Source organism: Clostridium fungisolvens (genome assembly GCF_014193895.1).
Classification (GTDB): domain Bacteria; phylum Bacillota; class Clostridia; order Clostridiales; family Clostridiaceae; genus Clostridium_AR; species Clostridium_AR fungisolvens.
Genome location: NZ_BLZR01000001.1, coordinates 4545166 through 4570299 on the forward strand (window position 1 = coordinate 4545166; position 25134 = coordinate 4570299).

Below are 25134 nucleotides of genomic sequence, written 5' to 3' on the forward strand. Positions count from 1 at the left end.
TAACATAATTTGGTTTATATGAATTATTTTTATTATCATTATACAGCTAACTTAGTTAATTTACATTTAAATTTTAGTTATACTAAGGTATTTTTGTTTAAACTGTTTAACATATTTTTAAGCGCAGGCAATATATCTTCCCTCTTTATATCTCTTAACTTATATCCAAAGGAAGGTTTATCACCCATTCTTATTATTATATTATTCTTATATTGCTCAAGCAACTTTTTAAATATATCTTTATCAACTTTATCTCTACTTTGGAATTGGAATAAAACTTCTCCATCTTTTTCTTTAACATCTTCTATCCATAAATTTCTAGCCTTACTCTTAATATAAGCTATATCCATAAGATTATAAACCGGGTCAGGAATTTCAGAAAATCTGTCTTCTAGCTCTTCTTTTACATCCATATAATCTTGTATACTTTCGATGGCTGCGATTTTTTTATATATTTCAATCTTCTGTAATTCATCTTCAATATATTGAGAATCAATAAACGCATCGACTTTAATATCAATAGATGTTTCTATAGGCTCCTGCTCTATTTCACCTTTTATTATCTTTATCGTATCTTCTAGCATTCTACAATATAGATCATACCCAATAGTAGCCATATGTCCATGTTGGGCTGATCCCATCATATTTCCAGCCCCTCTTATTTCTAAATCTCTCATGGCAATTTTAAATCCTGAACCCAATTCAGTGAAATCTTTTAGGGCTCTTAATCGTTTTTCGGCTACTTCAGTTAATATCTTATCTTTTTTATATACGAAATAGGCATAAGCTATTCTATTACTTCTTCCAACTCTTCCTCTCAATTGATAAAGCTGCGACAATCCCATCTTATCTGAATCATATACAATTATGGTATTTACATTCGGTATATCTATACCAGTCTCAATTATTGTAGTACATATAAGGACATTATATTCATTATTCATAAACTGCATCATTTCATTTTCTAGTTGTCTTTCTGTCATTTGTCCATGAATTACTGTTGTTTTACATTCTGGCACAAGCTTTTGAATATAATCAGACATTTCCATAATATGTTCAACTCTATTATATACAAAGAAAACTTGCCCTCCTCTATTTATTTCTCTAAGAATGGCATCTCTTATAAGTTGATCGTTTTGTTCTACAACGTAAGTCTGTATAGGATATCTATCCTCAGGAGGAGTCTCTATTACCGATATATCCCTTACACCAGTAAGAGACATATGGAGTGTTCTTGGTATAGGCGTAGCACTCAAAGTTAATACATCCACATTTTTCTTTATACCTTTTATTTTCTCTTTCTGTGTTACCCCAAATCGTTGTTCTTCATCTACAATAAGTAGTCCTAAATCTTTAAACTGTATATCCTTAGATACTAACCTATGGGTTCCCACAAGTATATCTACATTTCCCTCTTTTACTGCTTGCAAAGTTTCTTTCTGTTGCTTAGCTGTCCTAAATCTAGAAACCATATCTATTTTTATAGGAAAATCTGAAAATCTTCTCTTCATATTACCATAGTGTTGCTCTGCCAATATGGTTGTTGGAACAAGTAGTGCAACCTGTTTACCATCCATTACAGCCTTAAATGCAGCCCTTAACGCAACTTCAGTCTTTCCATATCCTACATCTCCACATAGCAGTCTATCCATAATCTTTCCCGATTCCATATCAGTCTTTATTTCCTCTAAAGCTGTCAATTGATCGGGGGTTTCTTCATAAGGAAATTCTTGCTCAAACTGATCCTGCCACTGAGTATCATTTGAAAACTTATGCCCTCTTAATGTATTTCTTGTTGCATATAGTTTAACCAAATCTTGTGCTATCTCGTTTATAGACTTTTTCACCTTAGCTTTAGCTTTTTGCCAATCACTTGATCCAAGCTTGCTTATTTTAGGTGACTTTCCTTCACTGCCAATATATTTTTGAACTAGATCCAATTGATCTACCGGAACATACAACTTATCGCCTTTAGCATACTCTATATCTAAGTAATCTCTTTTATGTCCACTTACATCAATTTGTTTAATTCCTTTATATACTCCAACACCATGATTGGCATGAACCACATAATCTCCTAGCTTTAATTCCGCAAAACTCTTTATTTTTGAAACACCTTTTTGCTTAGGAGATTTTCTAGCTGACTTTCTTTTAGCCTCTCCAAATACTTCTTTATCTGATATAACACAAATCTTTAGATCTGTGAACTCAAACCCTTTCAACTGATTTCCAAAGGTTATTATAACTTCGCCAAATTGTATTTCATTTATTATATCTTTATAGACACTTTCAATATCACTATCTCTTAATGTATCTACCAGCCTTTCTCCTCTAGGCCTAGTTCCTGATAATATAATAGTTTTATATCCATTTTTCTTTTTCTCTTTTATTTCATCTATCAGCATATCAATTCTTCCATGATAACTATTCAAGGTTACTTGAGAGAAAGCTATAGAATCGACATTTTCAACAAAATCACTATTCCTAGCAAATGCATTTATTGTTATTAATCTAGATGAATTAAACTTCTGCACTAAAATATCTTTACCTAGTATCAAGTTTCCCTGCGATGGCAAGATATCTCCTCTTTCAAGGAATGAGGAGTAGTTTTCTTCAAATTCATATATAACACTATCTAATTTACCATTGCATCTTTGATCATCATCCATAATCATTATATAATCTTCAAAATAGTCAAAAAAGCTTGATACTTTTTGAAAGAAAAAAGGTAAATAACTATCAATTGTTTCAAAGGACCAGGTTTCTTTAAGATTTTCAATATTAGATCTAATATTAGATGTTATTTTTGATACTATATCTTTGTCATTACTACTTCTAGACTTTATAAAATTCGACAATTCATCATTAATCTTACTTATAGCCTTCTGTATAGTTTCATCATCTAGTATCACTTCTTTTGCTGGAAAAATCTCTATTTCTTTAACTTTATCTATACTTCTCTGACTTTCTAAGTTAAAAAATCTTATAGAGTCAATCTCATCCCCAAAAAGTTCTATTCTATATGGTAACGCAGTATTAGGAGGATATATATCTAATATACCTCCTCTTACCGAGAACTGGCCTTTACCATCAACTATATCCATTCTCTCATATCCACATTCTATCAATCTTTTAGAAAAATCTTTAAAGTTTATTTCATCTCCAACTGCAACTCTAAAAGTATGACTTATATATAAATCTTTAGGTGTATATACAGTTGCAAAACTCTCAATTGATACTACTATTATTTTCTTTCTACTATCCAAAATCTCTTTTAAAACTTTTAGTCTAGCCCACCTTAAATCCCCTGAAATAGCGTCAATATTATAAAAAACTATTTCTTTTGAAGGGAAGTAGTATACATCGGTAGTATATAGTAATAGGTCTTCATATAAATTTTTAGCTTCAATATCATTATGAGTAATTACAACTATAGATCTATCACTATTTTCAAATATACCATTTATTATATAACCTTTTCCTGATTCAGAAACACCATAAGTAGAAAACGGATATCGATCCCTGTCAATATTTGATTTAACTTTCTGAAAGTTAATACTATTATTCAACGGCTCCATCAGGCCATTTAATCTCATAGAAACACCACCTGTAATACATTATTATTCCGCTTTAAATCCATTAAATTTATTCATTGCTTCACTAATATCATTCTTTATTATAACCTCAACAGCTTGAACAACAGCTTCTAACGTTTTTTCTAAGACCTTATTTTCTTCCGCATTAAATTTCCCTAAAACATGTGAAACAAGATCATGTTTAGGTTGTCCTACTCCGATTTTTATTCTTTGAAATTCTTCTGTTCCCAAATTTGCTATTATACTCTTTATTCCATTGTGGCCTCCAGCACTACCTTTAGGTCTTATTCTAAGTTTTCCAACTTCCAAACTAATATCATCGTATAATACTATAATTTCATCATTATCTAATTTGTAAAAGTTTACTATGTCTCTTACGCTTTCTCCACTAAGATTCATATAGGTTGTTGGCTTCAGTAGGATAACTTTGTTGTTGTTTATGTATCCTTCTCCATACACACCTTTAAATTTTTCCCTATTTATTTCTATATTATACTTATTAGCAATATAATTAATTGCATCAAACCCTATATTATGTCTAGTATTAGCATACTCTTGCCCAGGGTTACCAAGCCCTACCACCAAATACATACGTTTACCTCCATTAGGTGCATTTTATTTTACACAGCAAAGTTACTTGCATATCTATTTATAGTTATTATAATTTATCTTTTGAATCTAATGATCCAAGTACTTTATCTAAACATAAGAAAGTACATCCCATTTCTATTAGTTAAGCTACATCAATTATCATTTCAGCTATAAACGATAACTTAATTATAAAACTAGATTTTGCTTAGAACTAGTATATCTCTATAATACAAATATAAAATAAAAAATGCAACAAAGCATGCATTTGCTACATCTTATAGCAAGCATGCTTTATATCACACCTTTTGTAAAAGTTTCATAGTTAACTCTACTGTACTTTTTCCTCTTAGTACTTTACATGATATATTATCCCCAATATTATGAGAATTAATTACATCATTAATTTCAGTCAATGTTTTTATCTTTCTGCCATCCATCTCTATAATGATATCAAAAGCCTTCATTCCTGCAACATCAGCGCTTCCTTTAGGAACTATACTTTCTACATACACACCTTCAATATCTTTGTTTTGCTTTGATGTGAGATTCCATCCCCTAAACCCGAGATTAACAAGCTTTACTTCATTATCACTTATTATTGAATCTATTATCTTCTTTGCATCTTGAATGTTTATAGATATTCCTAGACCTTGAGAAGAATACTTATTAGTAACAGGTAAATTATTTATTCCTATTACCTCTCCATATATATCAGTTAATACTCCGCCATTATTTTCCCTATTTATTATTGCATTCGTTTGGAATGTTCTAATAGATTGCTTGCCTAGATCTGCATTCTCAAAATTAAATCTTATATTGGTGGAAGTAATTATTCCTGATGTAACAAGCCCTATATAATCGTCTCCTATACAATTACCTAGCGCTATTACAATACTTCCCTCTCTTACATCAGATAGGTCCGATACCTTTACAACAGGCAACTTATCCGAATCAATCTTAACAACAGCCAGATCGGTTGTTTTATCATATCCAATTACCCTACCTTGCTCAATCTTAAGACCCAGACCTGCTCTTTTTACTAAAATTTTATCAAATGTTGATATAGCACTATAATTTGTTACTATGTATCCATCTTCTTTGTATATTACTCCCGTTACATTTGTATAGCTATTTATATTAAAGTTTTCTTCTTTATTACTTATACTCACTATAGAAGGGGAAACTTTTGAAACAACCGAACTAATTTGACCATCCCCTGAAGTAATGGAACTTTCTCTAGTGTCTATAATCTGAAATATTGTCTTATTGCTGTCCTTCAATTTTAGCCCATATTTTCGCTCAACAATATAAGCACCTGATATAGCACCTGCTACTGAAGCAACCAAAATTATTATAATACCTTTTGTTAACCTCTTTATGTTATTTCTTCTTTTATTTTCCTTAAACCTTATCATTCCTTCTAAATTACTAGTATCATCTTTTTTAGAAGATTTTTCGATGCGTATAGTTTTATCCTCCTTCTCCATGTAGCACCTCCTACGGTATTAAAACCATACATTTTATACTTTTTTTAGTGAAAATGTGAAAACTACTCCTTTATCTGACGCCTTATTCTCCACCCAAATGTCTTCACCATGTAATGAAAGTATATGTCTAACTATAGGCAATCCTAACCCAGTACTAATCTTATTTGTTCTGGACTTATCTGACTTATAAAATCTATCCCATATATAAGCTTTTTCTTTTTCTGATAACATAGGTCCATCGTTATAAACACTAATTAGTGCTTTACTGCCCTTTGATCTAGTGGTTATCTTTACATTACCACTTTCGTTGCAATATTTAATTGCATTATCAATAAGATTATTTACTACTTGGATTATTCTATCTTTATCACCAGCTACATTCAGATTTTGCCCCTCTAATACCACATCTACTTTTAATTTCTTCTCTTTTATCTTTTGTTCTAAACTTATTGTGCAATGTTTAATTATTTCATTTATATTTATTTCAGAAACATTCAACTTTAGCTTACCAGCTTCCATTGCTGATAAGTCAAGCAAATCATTTATAAGCCTTGTAAGTCTTTGTATCTCTTCATAAGCTATACCCAAATAATACTTTTCCTTATCTATAGGAATAATACCATCCAGAATACCTGCAATAAATCCCTTAATCGAAGTTATTGGCGATCTTAATTCGTGAGATACATTAGAAATAAATTCTCTTCTATTCTTCTCAACTTCCTCTAAAGACTCTGCCATTATATTAAATGAATCAGCCAATTCACCTATTTCATCTTTAGAATTTATATAAACTCTATTCTCTATATCACCTTTTGCTAACCTTTTAGCACCAATATTTATCTTAGCTAATGGAATTATAAGCATTCTATTGCATACGTAATATATTATTATACTAGATAATATCAAAGCAATTAAAACTGTTATCCATATGATTGCATAAACTTGTTTTAATTGACCTTTTATCTGCTCCAATGGCGTAATCATAACTATAGCACCTGCAAAAGTATCTCCGTACATTATCGGTTTGTAATAAATGTATTGTGATTCCCCAAGCATCTTATTATCTGTATTCCTCACCTCAATGGATATACCATTTTTAAGTTCATTAAGATTCTTACTATCAATAACTTGCATTCTCATAAGACTGCTCTTATCTTCACTATACGCTTTAACTATACCCCATAAATCTGTGACTAGAATATCAGATTTTATAGATTGCCCGCTATAATTCACAAACTTCTCCAAGTCATTGAAGGTAATTTCTTCATCATCAAACTTAGCCTTTTCTTTAGCTATTAAGCTAGCCTGTATATCTAATTGCTGCTTTTTTTGATTAAAGTGATAGTTTTCAAACCAGAAAGATAACACTATTGCTATTATTACCAGACATCCTGCTATTATCAAAGTAAACGTTCCTAAAAGTTTAGAAACTAAACTGTTTCTCTTCATCTACTTCACCTCAAACTTGTATCCTACACCCCATACAGTTTCAAGCTGCCAATTAGAACCTCCATGTAATTTTTCTCTGAGTCTCTTAACATGAACATCAACAGTTCTAGAATCTCCTGGATAATCGTATCCCCAAACCTCACATAGTAACTGTTCTCTTGTAAATACTCTATTTTTGTTAGATGCTAGATAATATAACAATTCAAACTCCTTAGGTGGCATCTTTATTTCATTACTCTTATAAACAACATTATAAGAATTTGCATCTATAACAAGCTCTGAAAAATATAAAGTTTCCTTGTTAGTTGAGTCTACATTATATCTTCTCATTACAGCCTTTACCCTAGCAATCATTTCTTTTGGTTCAAAAGGTTTTACAATATAGTCATCAGCACCAAGTTCTAATGCAAGGACTTTATCAAATGTCTCTCCTTTGGCTGTAAGCATTATTACAGGCGTTTCATGTTCTTTCCTAATCCACTTTAGAACATCAATACCATCTATATGTGGCAACATCATATCTAATAATACTAAATCCGGTTTATAGTCCAAAAACATTTCTTCTGCAATTCTTCCATTACTAGCTACTCTAGTATCATAGTTTGCACTCTGTAAATACATCTTTATTACTTCGCATATATTTTCATCATCATCAACAATGAGTATCTTTCCTAATAGTCCATCCATAACTAACACTCCTCATTTCTTTATATATTAAATTTAACACACTTATACTATTCTTTTATATATCTTTTCAAAAATGTTACAAATTATTTACTACATATATATTATTAAATTGAATTTTCCCAATAAATATGAACAAATATATCATTTATGCTAAAAGTTATTACAAAAAAAAGACACTATCCTATTTATTATTTACAATAAATCGATAGTATCTTTCATTTCAACTATATATATTTCGTATTAATAATTCTTATTTATAGATGCACCACTTCATAATTAAACTTATATTTTCAAATTCTCCTCTCAGAATCCAGAAGAGTTTTGAAAATAGGTTTGGGATTGAAGTGTTTCATCCTTATGTATAGATACGTTTATCCTTCAAATAACTTACTTAACGGTTTGTCGTCATATATCCTGTTTATAGCCTCAGCAATAAGTGGAGCCACTGACAATGACTTAAACTTATGTAAATCTTCTCTTTCAGGAAGAGATATAGTATTTAGCATAACTAACTCTTCAATAGCTGAATTATTTATCCTTTCAAATGCAGGACCTGATAGAACTCCATGTGTGCAGCAAGCATATACATGCGTTGCTCCTAAATCCTTCAGAGCATTTGCAGCATTTGCTATTGTTCCTGCAGTATCAATCATATCATCTATAAGTATACATATCTTCCCTTTAACTTCACCAATTATGTTCATTATTTCGGAAACATTAGCTTTAGGTCTTCTCTTATCAATGATTGCAATAGGTGCATGAAGTCTATCTGCAAATTTTCTAGCTCTAGTTACGCTACCCAAATCTGGCGATACCACAACTACATCATCTCTATCTATTAATCCCTTTTCTATGAAGTACTTAGAAAGTATAGGAGCTCCCATCAAGTGATCCACAGGTATATTGAAATAACCCTGAATTTGCGCTGCATGTAAATCCATAGTTAATACTCTTTCTGCTCCAGCAGCAGTAAGCAAATCTGCAACTAGCTTTGCTGTGATTGGGTCTCTTGATTTTGCTTTTCTATCTTGTCTTGCATACCCGTAGTAAGGTATTACAGCTGTTATTCTTCCTGCTGAAGCTCTCTTAAATGCGTCAATCATTATAAGTAATTCCATAAGGTTATTATTAACTGGAGCACTTGTAGATTGAACTAAAAATACGTCAGCACCTCTAACAGTCTCTCCAATATCTACTGAAATTTCTCCATCACTAAACGTACCTACTTTTGCAGTACCTATTGGTAAACCTAAAATACTTGCAACTTCATGTGCTAATTGAGGATGTGAATTTCCAGTAAATATTTTGATATTCTTTCCATGGGTTATCATATTGTGAAGACCTCCTTAAAATTTGGGGTAGCTAATAAAACTATTTTTTTAGTCCTTTTTTATCTACCCAACCTTCTATGTTGGTTTGCTTTGCTCTAGCTATAGCAAGACTTCCTTCAGGAACTTCTTTAGTTATAGTAGAACCAGCAGCTATATAAGTATTATTTTTAACTTCCACAGGAGATACTAAATTGGTATTGCAACCTATAAATGAATTGTCCCCTATGATAGTTTTATGCTTATTCTTTCCATCATAATTTACCACTACAGTTCCACATCCAAAGTTACAGTTTTTGCCTACTTCTGCATCTCCAATATAAGTCAAATGCGAAACTTTGGTGTTGTCTGCTATTGTAGATTTTTTTATTTCTACAAAGTCACCAATTCTTACTTTACTTCCAATTTTACTCTCAGGTCTAATGTATGCAAAAGGCCCAACAGTGGTTTCATTCCCTATTGTACTATCTATTATTACAGAAGATTGTATCTCAACACCGTTGCCTATAGTACTGTTGCTTATCCTTGAATTTGGATATAATGTACACTCTTCTCCTATTACAGCATTTCCTTCTATATAATTACCTGGATAAATTATAGTATCCTGTCCAATCGAAACATCTGCACCTATATATGTGCTATTTGGATCAATCAGCGTAACTCCATTATCCATGTGGAATTTGTTTATTCTATCTCTAAGTATCTTTTCAACTTTAGCTAATTCTACTCTAGAATTTACCCCTATTGTTTGTTCAAATTCTGTTATCATTGCTCCAATTTTTTTATTTTCATTCTTGAATATTTCAATTATATCTGTAAGATAATATTCACCCTGAGCATTTTCATTAGATAACTTTTCCAACGCTTCACTTAAGCTTTGTATATCAAAACAATACATTCCTGCATTAATTTCATTTACTTTAAGCTCTGCTTCATTACAATCTTTATGCTCAACTATCTTTTCTACACCTTCAGCACTTCTTACAATTCTTCCGTATCCACTTGGATCATCAATTACTGATGTCAAAAGTGTAGCATAATTATTTTCTTTTATATGAGTTTCAATAAGGTTTTCTACAGTACAACTTGTTATTAATGGAGCATCTCCTGTGAACACTGCCACAACGCCATCTTTGTCCTTAAAAAAATCCTTTGCACATTTCACTGCATGCCCAGTTCCTAGTTGTTCTAATTGCATTGAATAAGAAACTTCCCTGCTTGTTGTTTTTTCTTTAACAAGTTCAGCTCCCTTTCCTATTATTACATTAATATCAACTATTCCAGCAGTTCTTATAGTGTCAATAACATGGTTAACCATTTCTTTTCCAGCAACTTTATGCAAAACTTTAGGTAAGTTTGATTTTATTCTTTTTCCTTGACCAGCGGCTAAAATTATAGCACATTTATACATTAAATCACCTCTTTATGAGTTACATTAAATTAATAGCATATTCAATTAATTTTATAATTCGAGCTTAACGCCTATTATATTATATTTTAAATAAATCACTATTTCAACTTTTTATAAGAAATTAACTAAATTGATTCTTTAACTTATACTATGTCTTAAGTCAGTTCGCATAATTATCAACAGATATAATTGAGATATAATTTCATAAAGAAAAACAAAAATTTCACTAAAGCGATCTTCTTTAGTAAATTTTTTTTGCGCATCTGCCTTTTCTGAACGTATGTGAAGAAATTCTGGCAGGCGACATATTCTTCCTTTTTTATTCTTTAACTTATACTATGTCTTAAGTCTGTTCGCATAATTATCAACAGATATAATTGAGATATAATTTCATAAAGAATAAAAAAATAAAAGGAAGTATTAACTTCCCTTTATCTACACTACTCGGCATCTTCAGTATCTGCTTCTAATGCCTTTTCATATTCAGTTAAAATAGCTTCTTGAATCTTTTCTCTAGTATCTGTATTTATTGGATGGGCTATGTCTTTGAATTCTCCATCTGGAGTTTTTCTACTTGGCATAGCAATAAATAGACCATTTTGACCTTCTATAACCTTTATATCATGAACTACGAATTCATTGTCAAAGGTTACTGAAACTATTGCCTTCATTTTACCCTCAGCAGCTATCTTTCTGATTCTAACGTCTGTGATTTGCACTTCACTACACCTCCAGTTGCTTTATTGATTTATAAATTCTTCAAAAATTACTAAATTCCTCTTTTTTAAATTAAATTTTTTGAAAATTTTTTATTGTTTCTAAAATCAATCTAATATACAGTACTAATTATACAAACCATAGTATATACATCCTAGTACCATTCTCTAAAATAAGTTGATAATTCCATTACTATTTGTAACAATTTAGTTATCAGCTCAGGTCTTGTTTGGAACTGATACATCTTTAGTAATTACTGAACAATTCTATTGAAATAGAAGAGACGGATTCATTATAACTTCTCCAGTTTCCTCTACACCTTTTAACTCTGCTATTGCAACATAGTTATTAATAAGTTTTTTGTTAGTACCTACGTTATCTACTAATACGCCGATACCGATTAGATTACTATCGAATTCCTTTAATAAATCAGTTATTCCTTTTGCTGTGCCTCCGCCTTTCAAAAAGTCATCAATAAAAATACACTTACTTCCTGTTTTCAATGACCTCTTTGAAAGAGACATCTGTTGTAGTCTTCCTGAAGATCCAGATACATAGTTAATAGTAACTGTTGGTCCTTCAGTAACTTTACTATCCCTTCTTGCTATTACAAGTTGTACTCCAAGATTTCTCGCAACTTCGTATGCTAAAGGAATTCCTTTGGTCTCTACAGTAACTACATAGTCTATTTCATCTTTGTTGAAAAACGAAGATAAAATCAGTCCAGCTTTACTGATTATTTCAGGATTATACATCACATCTGTCATGTATATAAAATTACCTGGAACTACTCTATTTGGGTCTTTTAACATTTCGCATAACCTATTTGCAAAGTCTTTTTTTGCTGTCTCGCCTATTTCAGCTATATATCTGATGCCACCAGCTGCTCCTGATATAGTTTCAACTCTTCCCATATACATTTTCTCTAAAAGCTCTCTTACTATCACTATATCCTCACTTATTGTGGACTTAGCGGCATTTAGCAATTCAGAAAACGTATTCAATCCAATAACTTTGTTGGGATTTTCTATTAAATACTTAGTTATAGCTGCAATTCTACCATTTCTACTTATCTTCTCCAAAATATCACCTACATCATATACTTTACGAATTATATATATAAATTTTAATACTATCATTCATATTGTATTCAATATTATATCCAGAATCAATCTTTTTAACCATTTTATTATATATTCTAAACTATACTGCCAAGTTTATTGTAATATAATTGAACTTTTTGTAATTAACCAATCTAATTATTTCGTATTTTATACAAATCCTATTAATTTTTCTATTAAATTCTAATATAATGGTATATATCAACCGATATATTAAGTATGTAATTCCATATTTAATATTTTACATGTTTTTTATATCCTTATATATACTAGTTCAAATCAAGATCAATTAATTCATTAAAACGCCAATACATAATATATTGTCCATTGTTATTATTAAAGGAAGGTATCTAACTATGAATATTGTTCAAGAAATCTCATCTCGTGAATTACAAAATGGTATGATCATAGCTAAAGATCTAGTTGTTAACAACTCTGTACTTTTAACCAAAGGAACAGAAATTTCAGAAAATCTAGCCGAGAAAATAAAGCTTAATTTTCCACTTATTCGCTTAGTGATTTACACAGAAACAAATCCTAGTAATTCAATTCTCTTTGAAAGTCGAAATTCTGTGAAGACGGTCAAAATAGAAGAGTCTTTCAACAGAATGTCTTCAGTTGCAGAAAATATCTTTTACTCTATCAGGGAAAGCGATAAATTTAACATGTCAGAGGTAAGAGAAATATGTGATGGTGTAATGGATGAATTAAGTGAAACAGGTCTAGTAATAAAAAATATAATTGGTGAAAGAGAGGAAAACCTCTATCTTACAAGACATTGTGTTAACGTTGCTGCTATAAGCTCTTTAATTGGCAAGTGGCTTGACCTAAGTAAAAAAGAAATAGTGTTCTTAACATACTCTGCCCTATTACATGATATAGGGAAAGCAAAGATAAGCCCAAAGATTCTTAATAAGAAAACAAAATTAAGCAATGAAGAAATAAATCATTGTCATTCCCACTCTGCTTTAGGATATGAAATAGCTAAAAAAATACCTTACATAGATCAATCTATACTCTTCGGAATACTATTTCATCACGAAAGGGAGGACGGGTCTGGTTATCCGCTTAAGGTAAAAGGATCACAAATACCTAAGTTTGCAAAAATAATAGCCATCGCTGATATCTTCGATGCAATGACTTCAAATAGAGTGTATAAAAATAAAGAATGTGCACTTGTAGTTTTAGAGGAAATAAAAGCTGAGATATTCGGAAAACTAGATCCAACTATAGGGACAATCTTTATAAATAACATATTAAATTATTATATAGGAGAATTGGTTGTACTTAACGACGGAAGGATAGGAAAGATAGTAAAAATCGATTTAAACTCCATAACAAAACCTTGGATATCTATTAATGCTGAGGTTATTAACTTAATGTCTAATTCAACTTTAAAGATAGTTGACATTTTATAAATTTATTAAGATTCAGCTAAAATCCTATTTTTATTTTAGCTGAATCTTATATTTTATTTTATTGGTTCACCATTGAAATTTTGATACTGAGGGATATTTTTTGCATCTCCCTTATTATTTTGATCTCTATGTAGTTTTTGTCTTCTTTTTCCGTCATCAGTTACATTATTTCTTATTTTATTAGACATATTTATCAACTCCTTTCAAAAATATTTTTCAACAATAAATCTCTTTTTATTCTTAGTAATATCTTTGAAATTAACCCTTATTTATAATATAAATTCTCCTTAAAGAAACAAATTTAATATTTCCATCTATAATGTGCATATATAGGACACTTAAACCAAGAAAGTTTAACTTCACTTGCATTTGGGTTAGTGTTATGAATAACATAAGGAATTCCGTCCTCGTCTCTTTTATCAGAAACTATAGCTACATGTTCATAGTCTTGCAAAAAGACAACAATATCACCTGGTTGCCATTGTTGCAAATTTTCAATATCTCTTGGCTTAAGTTCTGTAGTAGCAGAAATACATTTTCTCTGAAAAAACACATTTTGATTTGGAACTCTTCTAAAATCTATATTAGGATCTGGATTCTCTCTAACTCTTATATAGCTTTTTTTATTCTCTTTTATATCATTATCTATAAGAGTCTTTAAGTCAATCCCAGCACCTTTTAACCCTCTCCATATTACATCAGTACAAACACCTTCACCTTCTGGAGGATATCCACCATAATAATAATTGCTTTTGTACTTTGTCTTAATTTCAACTTCTTTTCTTGCTGAATTTACTATATCAAGTGGATCTGCGATTCCATTATTATTTTTGTCAATATTAGAATATTTGTCAGGTACTTCAAAATCACCTTTGAAGAAAAATCTTATTAAGTTATCATTCAATAAATCTTTATACTTATTTCCTATAAAGTTAACCACATAATGTGTAAAAAAAACGACTAAAACAATAAATATAATTAATATATACTTTCTAATCCTATTCAAACTAATCACCTCTTTCAAAAACTATACGTATAAGAGGTGTGTTTAGTATCACTTTATTAGACTAAACTTATTTTAAAATATAGTTTCTACTGGAAAATTATATATGTAACTTTCTTAAATGTAAAAAAGGAGACATTGCAAAACGAACTTATTTTGTTCATTTTGCAATGGCCCCTTTGATATACTATGCTTCTAGCAATTCCTCCATAACATTGAACTCCCTAGAATACTTATAAACATAACCTTTATAAACTAATTCTTTATTAGGAATCTTTATTATATCATCACTTTTAATAAGTTCAGATTTTTTATCGAATTTATATATATTGCTATTTGACAATACTTGAGAAACAAATTGAGTACAAAAATAATGATTTTTCCGCTTTATAGGTTTATTAAACCAAACACCAAATAGCCCTATAAAATTATATTTAAGTTCACTCTTAGAGATTATAAACTTATTGATTTCTGATATAATTTGATCGTATTGTTCTTCTGAAACTTTTATTCTATAAATTATACATTCACTATCTTTAAATATACTATATACACCTTCATATAAGTTTTCTTGCACAAATCCACCAGAAAACGGATTTCTAGGACTTGTCCTTCCAAACGAATACATCTTAGTAAAGGTATCATCAATACTCACCGAAGAGTGGGCATACTTATTTTTTGTAATTAGGTATATTATCTTAGAAAGCCATGTTCCTGTCTTTGAAAAAACCAAATATATATATCTATCTTCCATAATTTATATGCTATCTCCTTTACATGGGTTTTATTATACGAATCTTCTCAGGCTTTAATCTTTCAATTCTAAAAATTAATAGCGTTAAATTTACGTGTATCTACTATAAATTATAATAATACATATAATTATAAATATTAATTATTTAGAATTTATGTTATATATATTAATTATTTCTTAATTTTTAGAAATGTACCCTTTTATAATAAAATGTAATATAAACCATAGTGTACTTTATGTACGGCGTCCATTTATATGAACTTAAGTTATGTAAATTGAAAAATCGTACCCATATGTCTTTTAGCACATTTAACTTAATTGTTGAAGCTAGATATCAATAGCACTTTACTCAGATCAATGTAAGTAAGATAAAATTGAATTTTCCAAATAGAGACCTTTTAAAATTCAAAATCTAGAAGGATACTGCATAGATATTTAGATTACAGATAAGATTGTCTATTATAATAAATGATACATTATTATTTCAGTAATAACAACAATTTGATTTTTTTAAATAACAGTAACATATTTACCCTTTTTTCATAAAATAATTATGAATTATGTTTTCATACGTGTGCAATTCAAAAAAAATGTATATAATTATAGATGGTAACTTATAAAGGAGTTGATATCTTGTCATTTAATTTTATAAAAGATAAAAATAAAAAGGTTCATTTTATAGGTATCGGTGGGATAAGTATGAGTGGTCTTGCTGCTATTCTATTAAGAGAAGGATATAAAGTATCAGGATCAGATGCTAAAGAATCCGAAATAACAAACAGGCTTAAAAACGAAGGTGCAGAGATTTACATAGGACATAATAGTGATAATCTTAAAAATGTAGACTTGGTGGTATACACAGCTGCAATCCCTTCAGACAATCCAGAAATATTAGAAGCTAAAAGATTAAATATATCATTGATGGATAGAGCTGAGTTTCTAGGTAAGATAATGTTAGGTCATAAGTATGGTGTTGCTGTAGCTGGTACTCATGGTAAAACCACATGTACCTCTATGATTTCCCATATAACATTAAAAGCAGATTTAGACCCGACTATATTGGTTGGTGGAGACTTAGATATTATAGATGGTAACTTTAAGATAGGAAATAGCGAATATTTCGTAACAGAAGCATGTGAATATAAAGAATCATTTTTAAAATTTTCGCCGTTTGTTGGTATTATATTAAACATCGATGCAGACCATCTTGATTACTATAGAGATATTGATCATATTCAAGAAACATTCCAAAAATTCGCATCAATAATTCCTAATGATGGCTATCTAGTTGGTTATGCAGATGATACTAGAGTAATGTCAGTAATCAACAATGCAAAATGTAATATTTTAAGCTATGGTATAGACAGCGGTGAAGTAACTGCTAAAAATATATCATTTGATGAAAATGGTTGTGCTACATTTGACGTATTCAGAAATGATTCCAGATTATTCTCTGTTACTTTAAATGTACCTGGAAAGCATAATATTTTAAATGCTCTTTGTTCAATATGCATTGGACTTATATTTGAATTACAGTCTAAGGATATAATAGACGGGCTATATGCCTTTAGAAATGCTCATAAGCGATTTGAGCTTAAAGGAAAAAAATCAGGCGTTACAGTAATTGATGATTATGCTCATCACCCTGTAGAAATCAAGGCAACATTGAGCACTGCAAAAAATATACCTCATAAATCAGTTTGTTGTGTCTTCCAACCACATACTTATACAAGAACCAAGAGCTTGTTCAATGAATTTACAGAAGCATTCAATGATGCAGATGAACTTGTGCTTATGGATATCTATGCGGCTAGAGAAAAAAATACTGGCTTAGTAAGCTCAGATGAATTGGGTGATGCTATAAGGGCTAAGGGAATATCCTGCGTGAATGTTCATTCTCACGAAGAAGCAGTTAATTACGTAAAAAATAAAGTTTCTAACGGAGACATTTTAATCACTGTTGGTGCAGGAGATGTTGTTAAAGTAGGAGAATTATTCTTACAATCATAGATTCTATTATAAAAATCTTTATATAAAATAGATGTATCACTGAGTTATTGTTTTAACTTATAGTGATACATCTATTTTTATTTAATCAGTTAGTCTTATTTATAGCGTTACTTCAATGATTATTGGTTTATTGACAAGTTCAACAGTTCCATTAGATACTGTTATAACACTATCATCAATTATATTCGTATAAATTCCATCAGTTAAAGGTATAACAATACATCCTTCTTTTTTTTCAACATTGAATATACCTATAAGCTTTGATCTATTATACTCATAACATCCGTATAAAACATCCTTTTCTAGACACTCTAATGAATAAAATCCCTCTGCCAATATTTCTTTTCTTTTTATCTCACCCAGTCTTTTCATTAGATCCACATATTCGTTGTTCCTAATGCCAAATTGAATCTTATCTAATTCAAATAAACTAGGACATTTATCATCTTGAGCTTCTTGTCCAGCATAAATTAAAGTTGTGCCCTTTTGGAAATAAAGAAATCCTGTCCAAATCTTTAAGGCTTCTTCATCAGGTATTAGACTCTTAGCTCTAGGTTGATCATGATTTTCTAGAAATCTAAGTTTTACATAATTATCAGGATACATTCCTTCCTGCATTTTAACCTTATTTATATAGTCCCTTAGGCTGTTTTTATTAGCAAAGTATCCTGTGTACTCTACATTCACATCATAATCATAAGTTATATCAAAAGCTTGGTAAATTTCACTGTCTGAAAGTCCCACAAATCCATTCTTCCTCATTTCTAATAAAAAGTGAGGGTGTACAGTCTCAGAAAGCCATATATGATCTGGGTTTACTTGTGCAACCGCTTGCCTAGCAGACAACCAAAAGTCTAATGGAACTAATGGAGCTACGTCACATCTAAATCCATCTACCCCTATTGATGCCCAATATTTTAAAGTTTCTATCTGATAATTCCATAAATCCTTATTGTTATAATCTAGATCTACAATATCAGTCCAATCCCCAACCTTGTTGCCCATTTCTCCATTTTGTTTCCTGTAAAAATACTCAGGATGATTGTCCACTAACCATGAATCAGGTGAAGTATGATTATAAACTACATCTATCATACATAACATATCTAACGAGTGAATCTTATCTATCAATCGTTTAAAATCTTCCAACGTTCCATACTCTGAATTTATACCTCTATAGTCCTTTATTGCATAAGGTGAACCTAAAGAGCCTTTTCTATTTTTTTCTCCTATAGGGTGTATAGGCATGAACCATACTATATCTGTGCCTAATTCTTTTATCCTTTTGAGATCATCTTCTACATCTTTAAAAGTTCCATTTTTACCATGGTTTCTTACAAATACTGAATAGATAATCTTATTTCTTAAATTCTTTTTTGTGTCTTTAGCCATATTTACCTCCTCAAAATATCACTGTAGTCTAGCAAAATATTAAACTATATAACTACTTTACTTCACTTTTTATAATTTATCAATATCGTTTACATTTATTTAATAACCGGCTATCTTAGTTACCTAAGCATACAGCAAAAGATCAGGCACAATAAACCTTGTTCCTGATCAAAATCACTAATATAATAATTCCTCAGCATACTTAATCTTTCTATCAATATGTTCCTTTTCTTTAATTTGTTCTTTAGCTTTTCTTATTTTCTCATTTAATTCCCAATACATCCTTACTTCTCCAATATCTTTTATAATAAATTATCTTACTATTAAATCCTTAATTATACCTGGAATTTCTCTAATAGCGCCGTATATTTCATTGGCAGCATACGCTTTAACAAACACGCCCTTATACGTAGCTGAAACTTTATTTCTCTTGCATAAAATCTCTGCTCTCCTAAGGTGAAACTCATTAGATACCACTACTACACTATTAATATTATTTGCCTTCATTATTTTAGACGTGAACTTTATATTTTCAGCTGTGTTAGTTGATTTATCTTCCATGATTATTTTATCTTCATCTATCCCTTTACTTGATAAAATCCTTTTCATTCCTTCTGCCTCAGAAATACTTTCTCCCTGTCCCTTTCCCCCAGAAACTATTATATATTTACCATAGCCATCCTTAAAAAGTTCTGCTGCTTCTTCTGTTCTAGCGGTTAAGAAAGCACTCGGAGTCTCACCTCTCATCCTACATCCCAGCACTACTATGGCATCACTCTTATCAGGACTTGTAAAAAGGGGAATCCAAAATATAAATATTTCTGCTGCTATAAACATTATTAAAATTATAGGAAGAAACATCTTAATCCTCTTTTTCATTATTAATACTCCTCTCTTTATTAATAGTAATAATACTCCATATTTGTGCATAGAATTAAATGCATGCTATATACTAAAAAAGTTGCTGAATCAATCTTCTCTTCTCATAAACCAGATGAGTTTTAAAAATTAGTTTCGAATTGAACTGATACATCTTTACTTATGTATTCAAAATTATATACGAAATTATAGGTATAATAGTTATTTTTAGGTTACGTATTTAAAAAAATTTAAAATATTGATTTAAATTGTAAAATTTTAATATGTGATTATAGAAATTTTTGGGTATTCTCATAAATTTAAAAATATTGGAAAAAACCTTTGACACTTTCTGAGAAATCCGTATATAATGTTATTAAAGTAATTTCATTAAATAAATTTTAACGAAAAGGAGGTAGGACCATGTTAGTAGCAAGATTTAATTTTATGAATGGCAAATTTAGAAAATCAAATAACTTAATAACTATTAACAATAGCCCTATCTCTGCGAGTTTTATTGTCGAGTAATTATTGACAGCTTTTAACTTTGTATGTATTTAGGTCATGGGCTATTGCTCATGACTTTTTATATTGTGTTTTTATGCAAAAAGGTCGTGGGATATCCATGGCCTTTTTTTGCATAAATGGGCACCATGTACAAACAAAAAGGGGGGAATAGATTTGAGAAGAATCTTAAATTATTTATTTAAACACAAAGCTATATTACTTATAGGCACTTTGGCCATGATTATAATTATAGCTGTAGACAACATTACACCTTATCTTCAAAAGATAATAGTTGATAAAGTAATTACAGATAAACAATATTCACTTTTATATCCAGCGCTTGGAGGGATCCTAGCTATTACTCTATGTAAGGCTCTTTTGGGATATGTTAAAGAGTTTCTCTTTGACTTTATTGCAGCAAAAGTGCACAGAGATATTAAAAATGAATTATTCGAGCATATTCAAACTATGGAGTTTAAATATTTCGATAATATGAACACCGGAGAACTGATGTCTAGAATCGGTGAGGATATAGAAAACATCTGGCAAACCATTGGATTCGGTTTAAGACTTTTTGTAGAGAACATTATTTATTTTGTTATTGGTACCGTTATATTACTAGCCCTAAGCTGGAAGCTTGCTATTGCATGCATAGTTATAATGGTTCCTATAGGATATATGGCTATAAAATTAGAAAAAGAGTTTGGATCAGTATACAGCAACATAAGCGACCAAACAGCCGAGATTAATACAACAGCTCAGGAAAATATAGCTGGAGTAAGACTTGTAAAAGCTTTTACTAGAGAAAAACATGAAATTCTTAAATTCTTAAAAATGAACAGAACTTATTATGATTTGAATATGAATCAAGCAAAGATTGTAGGGAAGTATTTTCCTCCTATGGAATTTTTAACAAACATCTCATTAATAATAATGATTATTCTTGGTGGTGTCTTTGTTATAAAAGGTGAGATAACAATAGGAACTTTAGTAGCATTCAGCGGTTACTTAAATTCCCTTATCTGGCCGATGAGAAACCTTGGATGGTTAACTAATATGCTTGCTCAAAACCAAGCATCTGCAAAGAAAATTTTTGAGATACTAGATAGGAAACCTGATATTGCAAGTAAGGAAGATGCAATATCACCTGAAGAAATAAAAGGAGCCATATCATTTAATAATGTAAGCTTCAAATATAATGACGAGTTAGTTCTTAAAAATGTAAACTTAGACATCCCCGCTGGAAGTACGGTAGCCATAATGGGTACTACTGGTGCTGGTAAATCATCTATACTGCAATTAGTTGGTAGATATTACGATGTAGCATCTGGTGAGGTTTTAGTTGATGGAATTAACGTGAAAGATATTGATCTGAAAAAGCTTAGAAGTAATATGTCTGTAGTACCACAAGATACCTTCTTATTTTCTGATACTATCGAAAACAACGTAAAATTTGGAAATAAGAACGCTTCAACTGAAGAGGTTATAGAGACTTGCAAAACTGCTTGTTGCTATGACTTTATATCTTCTTTTGAAGAAGGCTTCGATACTGAAATAGGTGAAAGAGGTATTGGTCTTTCTGGTGGTCAAAAGCAAAGAATTTCAATTGCTAGAGCTCTTTTAAGAAAGGCTCCGATTCTTATTCTTGATGATTCTACATCAGCTTTAGACATGGAAACAGAATATGAACTTCTTAAAAATCTTAATGATAAAGAACAAAAAAGCACTACTTTTATAATCGCTCATAGAATATCTGCTGTTAAAAATGCTGATATGATACTGTTTATTGAAAACGGTGAGATTAAAGAAGTAGGAAATCACACCGACCTTCTATCTAAGAAGGGTAGATACTACGATATTTATTGTGAACAATTTAAAGATTTCGATTTAGTTGAAAGCGAGGTGGTATAATGGCTAAAAACACAGTAAGTCGTGATGAAGAAGGAATGCAAAGAAGTAAAACAGAACTTACTATAAGACTTCTAAAATATTTAAGTCCTTATAAGCTTAAGGCAACTATAGTTATTATACTTCTATTATTTGTCATGATTTGTGGGATAATAAATCCTTATTTATTAAAGGTAGCGATAGATAGCTATATTGGAGACAGTAATATAAAAGGTTTAATGTACATTGGTGCCCTCCTATTAACATTAAATATTTTATCTATGATAGCTTCTAAAATAAGAATTGTTATGATGTCCGCAATAACAAATAATATATTGGTAAATATACGACATGAACTTTATACCCATATTCAAAAATTATCTTTTTCATTTTTTGATAATAGACCAGTAGGAAAAATATTAGCTAGAGTTATGGGAGATGTAAATGCTCTTCAAAACCTATTTAACCAAAGTATACAAACTCTTATACCAGAACTCATGAGTTTAGTATGCGTTTCAATAATGATGCTTTTCCTAAACTTTAAGTTAGCATTAGCAGCTATTGCTATATTACCTTTTCTTGCAGTAGCAATGTTCTTCATAGAAATCCAATCTAGAAAAAGATGGGAAGTATATAGAAAGAAACGTTCAAACTTGAATGCCTATAACCACGAAGATTTCTCAGGAATTAAGGTAGTTCAAGCTTTTGCAAAGGAAGGAGATACACTTTCTAAGTTCAAAGACCTAGTAAGCGAACTCGTAAACTCTTTTGTTGCCGCTGTTAAATTTAATGACTTCTTCTGGCCATTAGTTGAACTTTCATGGGGCGTGGGTATTGTAATAGTGTTCTATGCTGGCTACTTACTAGTAAGATCTAATGATGTTACTATAGGTACTCTCGTAGCATTTTCAATGTATATAGGTATGTTTTGGAGACCTATTATGAACCTTTCAACTTTCTATAATACATTAATCACAAATTTCTCTGCTGCTGATAGAATATTTGATATCATGGAGATTGAACCAGACATTGTAAGTGCTATAGACTCTATAAAGATGCCTAAGATAAAAGGCTCAGTTGAATTTAAAGATGTTACCTTTGCTTATGACGAAGGCTCAGTTGTATTAGATAATGTGAATTTTAAAGTTAACCCTGGAGAAACTGTAGCACTAGTTGGTGCAACAGGTGCCGGAAAGACTACCATCGTATCTTTACTCAGCAGATTTTATGATCCTACTTCTGGTGAAGTGCTAGTGGATGGAAAAAATATAAAAAATGTAGAATTAGAATCTTATAGAAGCCAGATGGGTATAATGCTTCAAGATACGTTCCTCTTCTCTACTACTATTAAAGAGAATATACGATATGGTAAACTTGATGCAACTGACGAGGAAGTAATTGCTGCTGCTAAAGCAGTAAATGCTCATAGCTTTATAATGAACATGGAAAAAGGTTATGATACAGAAGTCAATGAAAGAGGATCTAGACTTTCCTTAGGTCAAAGACAGCTTATTTCCTTCGCAAGAGCACTACTAGCTAATCCAAGAATATTAATATTAGATGAAGCTACTTCAAATATAGATACGCATACTGAAAAATTAGTCCAAAAAGGTATAGAGAAACTTTTATTTGGAAGAACTTCTTTCGTTATAGCTCATAGATTATCCACAATAAGAGATTGTGATAAGATTATGGTAGTTGGCGATGGAAATATAAAGGAATGCGGCACCCATGATGAACTTTTAACTCTTAAAGGAATTTATTATAACCTTTATAATGCCCAATATAAGTTCTTAAATGAAGGAGCATAAAAACTGATTTAGATTTATATTAAAAGTGGTGAGGATTTATTATTCTCACCACTTTTACATTCATTATAATAATATAGTTTATACAACTACTTTGCTCTATCTCATTATATCCTCGCCTAGCATTGAAAAAGCCTTAAGCATCATATATACCTTTATATCCATTTTGTGATTTGCCTTAAGTATCTCTTTGGCTTCAAACTGATCAATCATATGAACTTCGATATCTTCATCGTCCTCCAAATAGTCACTGCACACTTCTCCATCACAGTAACAATAAACTAAAGCGATAGATTCGTCTGTCATACCTACAGAAACATACAAAGATTTTATATCTTCCTTATTTATAATATCAATTAAATTAAGCCCAGTTTCTTCATGAAGCTCTCTTCTTACTGCATTATTTATTTCTTCTTCACCATCTATAAGTCCAGCTGGAAGTTCATAAACATAATCATTAATAGGAACTCTAAACTGTCTTATGAGAACAAGCTTCTTACTCTCTTTATGAATAGCTATTATTATTACTGCATCAACCTTTTCCTCTTTTTCTTTTTGTATCTGCAGTCTCAACGTTTCGATATTTTTCCTAGATGCAATGGTCCAACTTCTAATATTTCCTTTTTTATTTGTATATTTAGCATCATATAAACTAAGATATTTAGTCTCAGCTAATGTTTCTATATTATTAATCTTAGGTCTTAAATTTTTCATGTTATCACCTTCATTTAATAAATTTGGTCATTTATTTAAAGTTACTTATGTATAATTCTATATGAAAAAATATTCTATTTCAATTAACTTATATTAATCAGTATTATTCTTCAATAACTTAGCTCTTTAATTTAGGCTTACTGTGTCAAAACTTAATTTTATGTTATTTTAGCGTTAATTCTATACATGTTATGTAGTTTCACTACACACACATGAAAATTAAAGGTATAATTAGAAAAAAATAGATTCAGGGAGATAGTATTGTCCAATAGATTATAGACCCTAAGAAATATTTAATTGTTATCCTAAACACTTTTTGCGTTATTAAATACCATATAATATAATTACAACATGAGTTAAGTCTTTAAGAAAAGATAAATATTCATACATTATCTT

General features: G+C 30.3%; 19 protein-coding genes. 4 read left to right on the forward strand and 15 right to left on the reverse strand.

Annotated features, from left to right (window positions below; genetic code table 11):
• Nucleotides 1-77 precede the first annotated feature (77 nt).
• The 9 genes from mfd to purR all read right to left on the reverse strand — a co-directional run bounded on the left by mfd (nt 78) and on the right by purR (nt 12348).
• The gene (gene mfd, locus bsdtw1_RS20200; protein WP_183279288.1) at nt 78-3596 is read right to left on the reverse strand and encodes a transcription-repair coupling factor; all 3519 of its coding nucleotides are present in this window, start codon (nt 3594-3596) and stop codon (nt 78-80) included.
• 24 nt (nt 3597-3620) lie between these two features.
• Entirely contained in the window at nt 3621-4187 is a 567-nt protein-coding gene (gene pth / locus bsdtw1_RS20205; protein ID WP_183279289.1) for an aminoacyl-tRNA hydrolase, read from the reverse strand.
• A 296-nt stretch (nt 4188-4483) separates the two neighbouring features.
• Nucleotides 4484-5674 (reverse strand): S1C family serine protease, encoded by a 1191-nt coding sequence (locus tag bsdtw1_RS20210; protein WP_183279290.1) that lies wholly within the window; start codon nt 5672-5674, stop codon nt 4484-4486.
• 33 nt (nt 5675-5707) lie between these two features.
• A complete protein-coding gene (locus tag bsdtw1_RS20215) occupies nt 5708-7123 on the reverse strand; it encodes a sensor histidine kinase (protein WP_183279291.1) in 1416 nt (471 codons plus the stop codon).
• Nucleotides 7124-7810: a response regulator transcription factor gene (locus bsdtw1_RS20220; protein ID WP_183279292.1), complete on the reverse strand. Its 687-nt coding sequence runs from the start codon at nt 7808-7810 to the stop codon at nt 7124-7126.
• 371 nt (nt 7811-8181) lie between these two features.
• Nucleotides 8182-9141 (reverse strand): ribose-phosphate diphosphokinase, encoded by a 960-nt coding sequence (locus tag bsdtw1_RS20225; protein ID WP_183279293.1) that lies wholly within the window; start codon nt 9139-9141, stop codon nt 8182-8184.
• 40 nt (nt 9142-9181) lie between these two features.
• Entirely contained in the window at nt 9182-10549 is a 1368-nt protein-coding gene (glmU, locus tag bsdtw1_RS20230) for a bifunctional UDP-N-acetylglucosamine diphosphorylase/glucosamine-1-phosphate N-acetyltransferase GlmU (protein ID WP_183279294.1), read from the reverse strand.
• 440 nt (nt 10550-10989) lie between these two features.
• On the reverse strand, nt 10990-11268 hold the full coding sequence (spoVG, locus tag bsdtw1_RS20235) for a septation regulator SpoVG (protein ID WP_183279295.1): 279 nt from the start codon (nt 11266-11268) through the stop codon (nt 10990-10992).
• Between the two features lie 264 nt (nt 11269-11532).
• Nucleotides 11533-12348, reverse strand: coding sequence for a pur operon repressor (gene purR, locus bsdtw1_RS20240; RefSeq protein WP_183279296.1), 816 nt, complete (start codon nt 12346-12348; stop codon nt 11533-11535).
• Between the two features lie 395 nt (nt 12349-12743).
• Between purR and bsdtw1_RS20245 the strand changes: the two genes are divergently transcribed.
• Nucleotides 12744-13805, forward strand: a complete 1062-nt coding sequence (locus tag bsdtw1_RS20245) for an HD-GYP domain-containing protein (RefSeq protein ID WP_183279297.1) — start codon at nt 12744-12746, stop codon at nt 13803-13805.
• A 53-nt stretch (nt 13806-13858) separates the two neighbouring features.
• Here the strand turns inward: bsdtw1_RS20245 and bsdtw1_RS23665 are convergent, their stop codons facing one another.
• From bsdtw1_RS23665 to bsdtw1_RS20255, 3 genes are all read right to left on the reverse strand, one after another.
• Nucleotides 13859-13993 (reverse strand): clostri-philic family protein, encoded by a 135-nt coding sequence (locus tag bsdtw1_RS23665; protein ID WP_280514157.1) that lies wholly within the window; start codon nt 13991-13993, stop codon nt 13859-13861.
• Nucleotides 13994-14106: 113 nt separating this feature from the next.
• Entirely contained in the window at nt 14107-14820 is a 714-nt protein-coding gene (locus bsdtw1_RS20250; protein WP_308463804.1) for a DUF1287 domain-containing protein, read from the reverse strand.
• 175 nt (nt 14821-14995) lie between these two features.
• The gene (locus tag bsdtw1_RS20255; protein WP_183279298.1) at nt 14996-15562 is read right to left on the reverse strand and encodes a hypothetical protein; all 567 of its coding nucleotides are present in this window, start codon (nt 15560-15562) and stop codon (nt 14996-14998) included.
• Nucleotides 15563-16195: 633 nt separating this feature from the next.
• Between bsdtw1_RS20255 and murC the strand changes: the two genes are divergently transcribed.
• Nucleotides 16196-17572, forward strand: a complete 1377-nt coding sequence (murC, locus tag bsdtw1_RS20260; protein ID WP_183279299.1) for a UDP-N-acetylmuramate--L-alanine ligase — start codon at nt 16196-16198, stop codon at nt 17570-17572.
• 99 nt (nt 17573-17671) lie between these two features.
• Here murC and bsdtw1_RS20265 read toward each other — a convergent pair whose 3' ends face one another.
• On the reverse strand, nt 17672-18964 hold the full coding sequence (locus tag bsdtw1_RS20265; RefSeq protein WP_183279300.1) for an alpha-amylase family glycosyl hydrolase: 1293 nt from the start codon (nt 18962-18964) through the stop codon (nt 17672-17674).
• Between the two features lie 312 nt (nt 18965-19276).
• Complete coding sequence (locus bsdtw1_RS20270) at nt 19277-19843, reverse strand: YdcF family protein (protein WP_244638197.1); 567 nt, start codon at nt 19841-19843, stop codon at nt 19277-19279.
• Between the two features lie 660 nt (nt 19844-20503).
• Between bsdtw1_RS20270 and bsdtw1_RS20275 the strand changes: the two genes are divergently transcribed.
• Complete coding sequence (locus tag bsdtw1_RS20275) at nt 20504-22240, forward strand: ABC transporter ATP-binding protein (RefSeq protein WP_183279301.1); 1737 nt, start codon at nt 20504-20506, stop codon at nt 22238-22240.
• A gap of 35 nt (nt 22241-22275) precedes the next feature.
• Nucleotides 22276-24027 carry an ABC transporter ATP-binding protein gene (locus tag bsdtw1_RS20280; RefSeq protein ID WP_503826566.1) on the forward strand — a complete coding sequence of 584 codons (1752 nt, stop codon included), beginning with the start codon at nt 22276-22278 and terminating at the stop codon, nt 24025-24027.
• A 96-nt stretch (nt 24028-24123) separates the two neighbouring features.
• On the opposite strand, the gene bsdtw1_RS20285 is transcribed toward bsdtw1_RS20280, so the two are convergent.
• Nucleotides 24124-24738 (reverse strand): NUDIX hydrolase, encoded by a 615-nt coding sequence (locus bsdtw1_RS20285; RefSeq protein ID WP_183279303.1) that lies wholly within the window; start codon nt 24736-24738, stop codon nt 24124-24126.
• Nucleotides 24739-25134 lie beyond the last annotated feature (396 nt).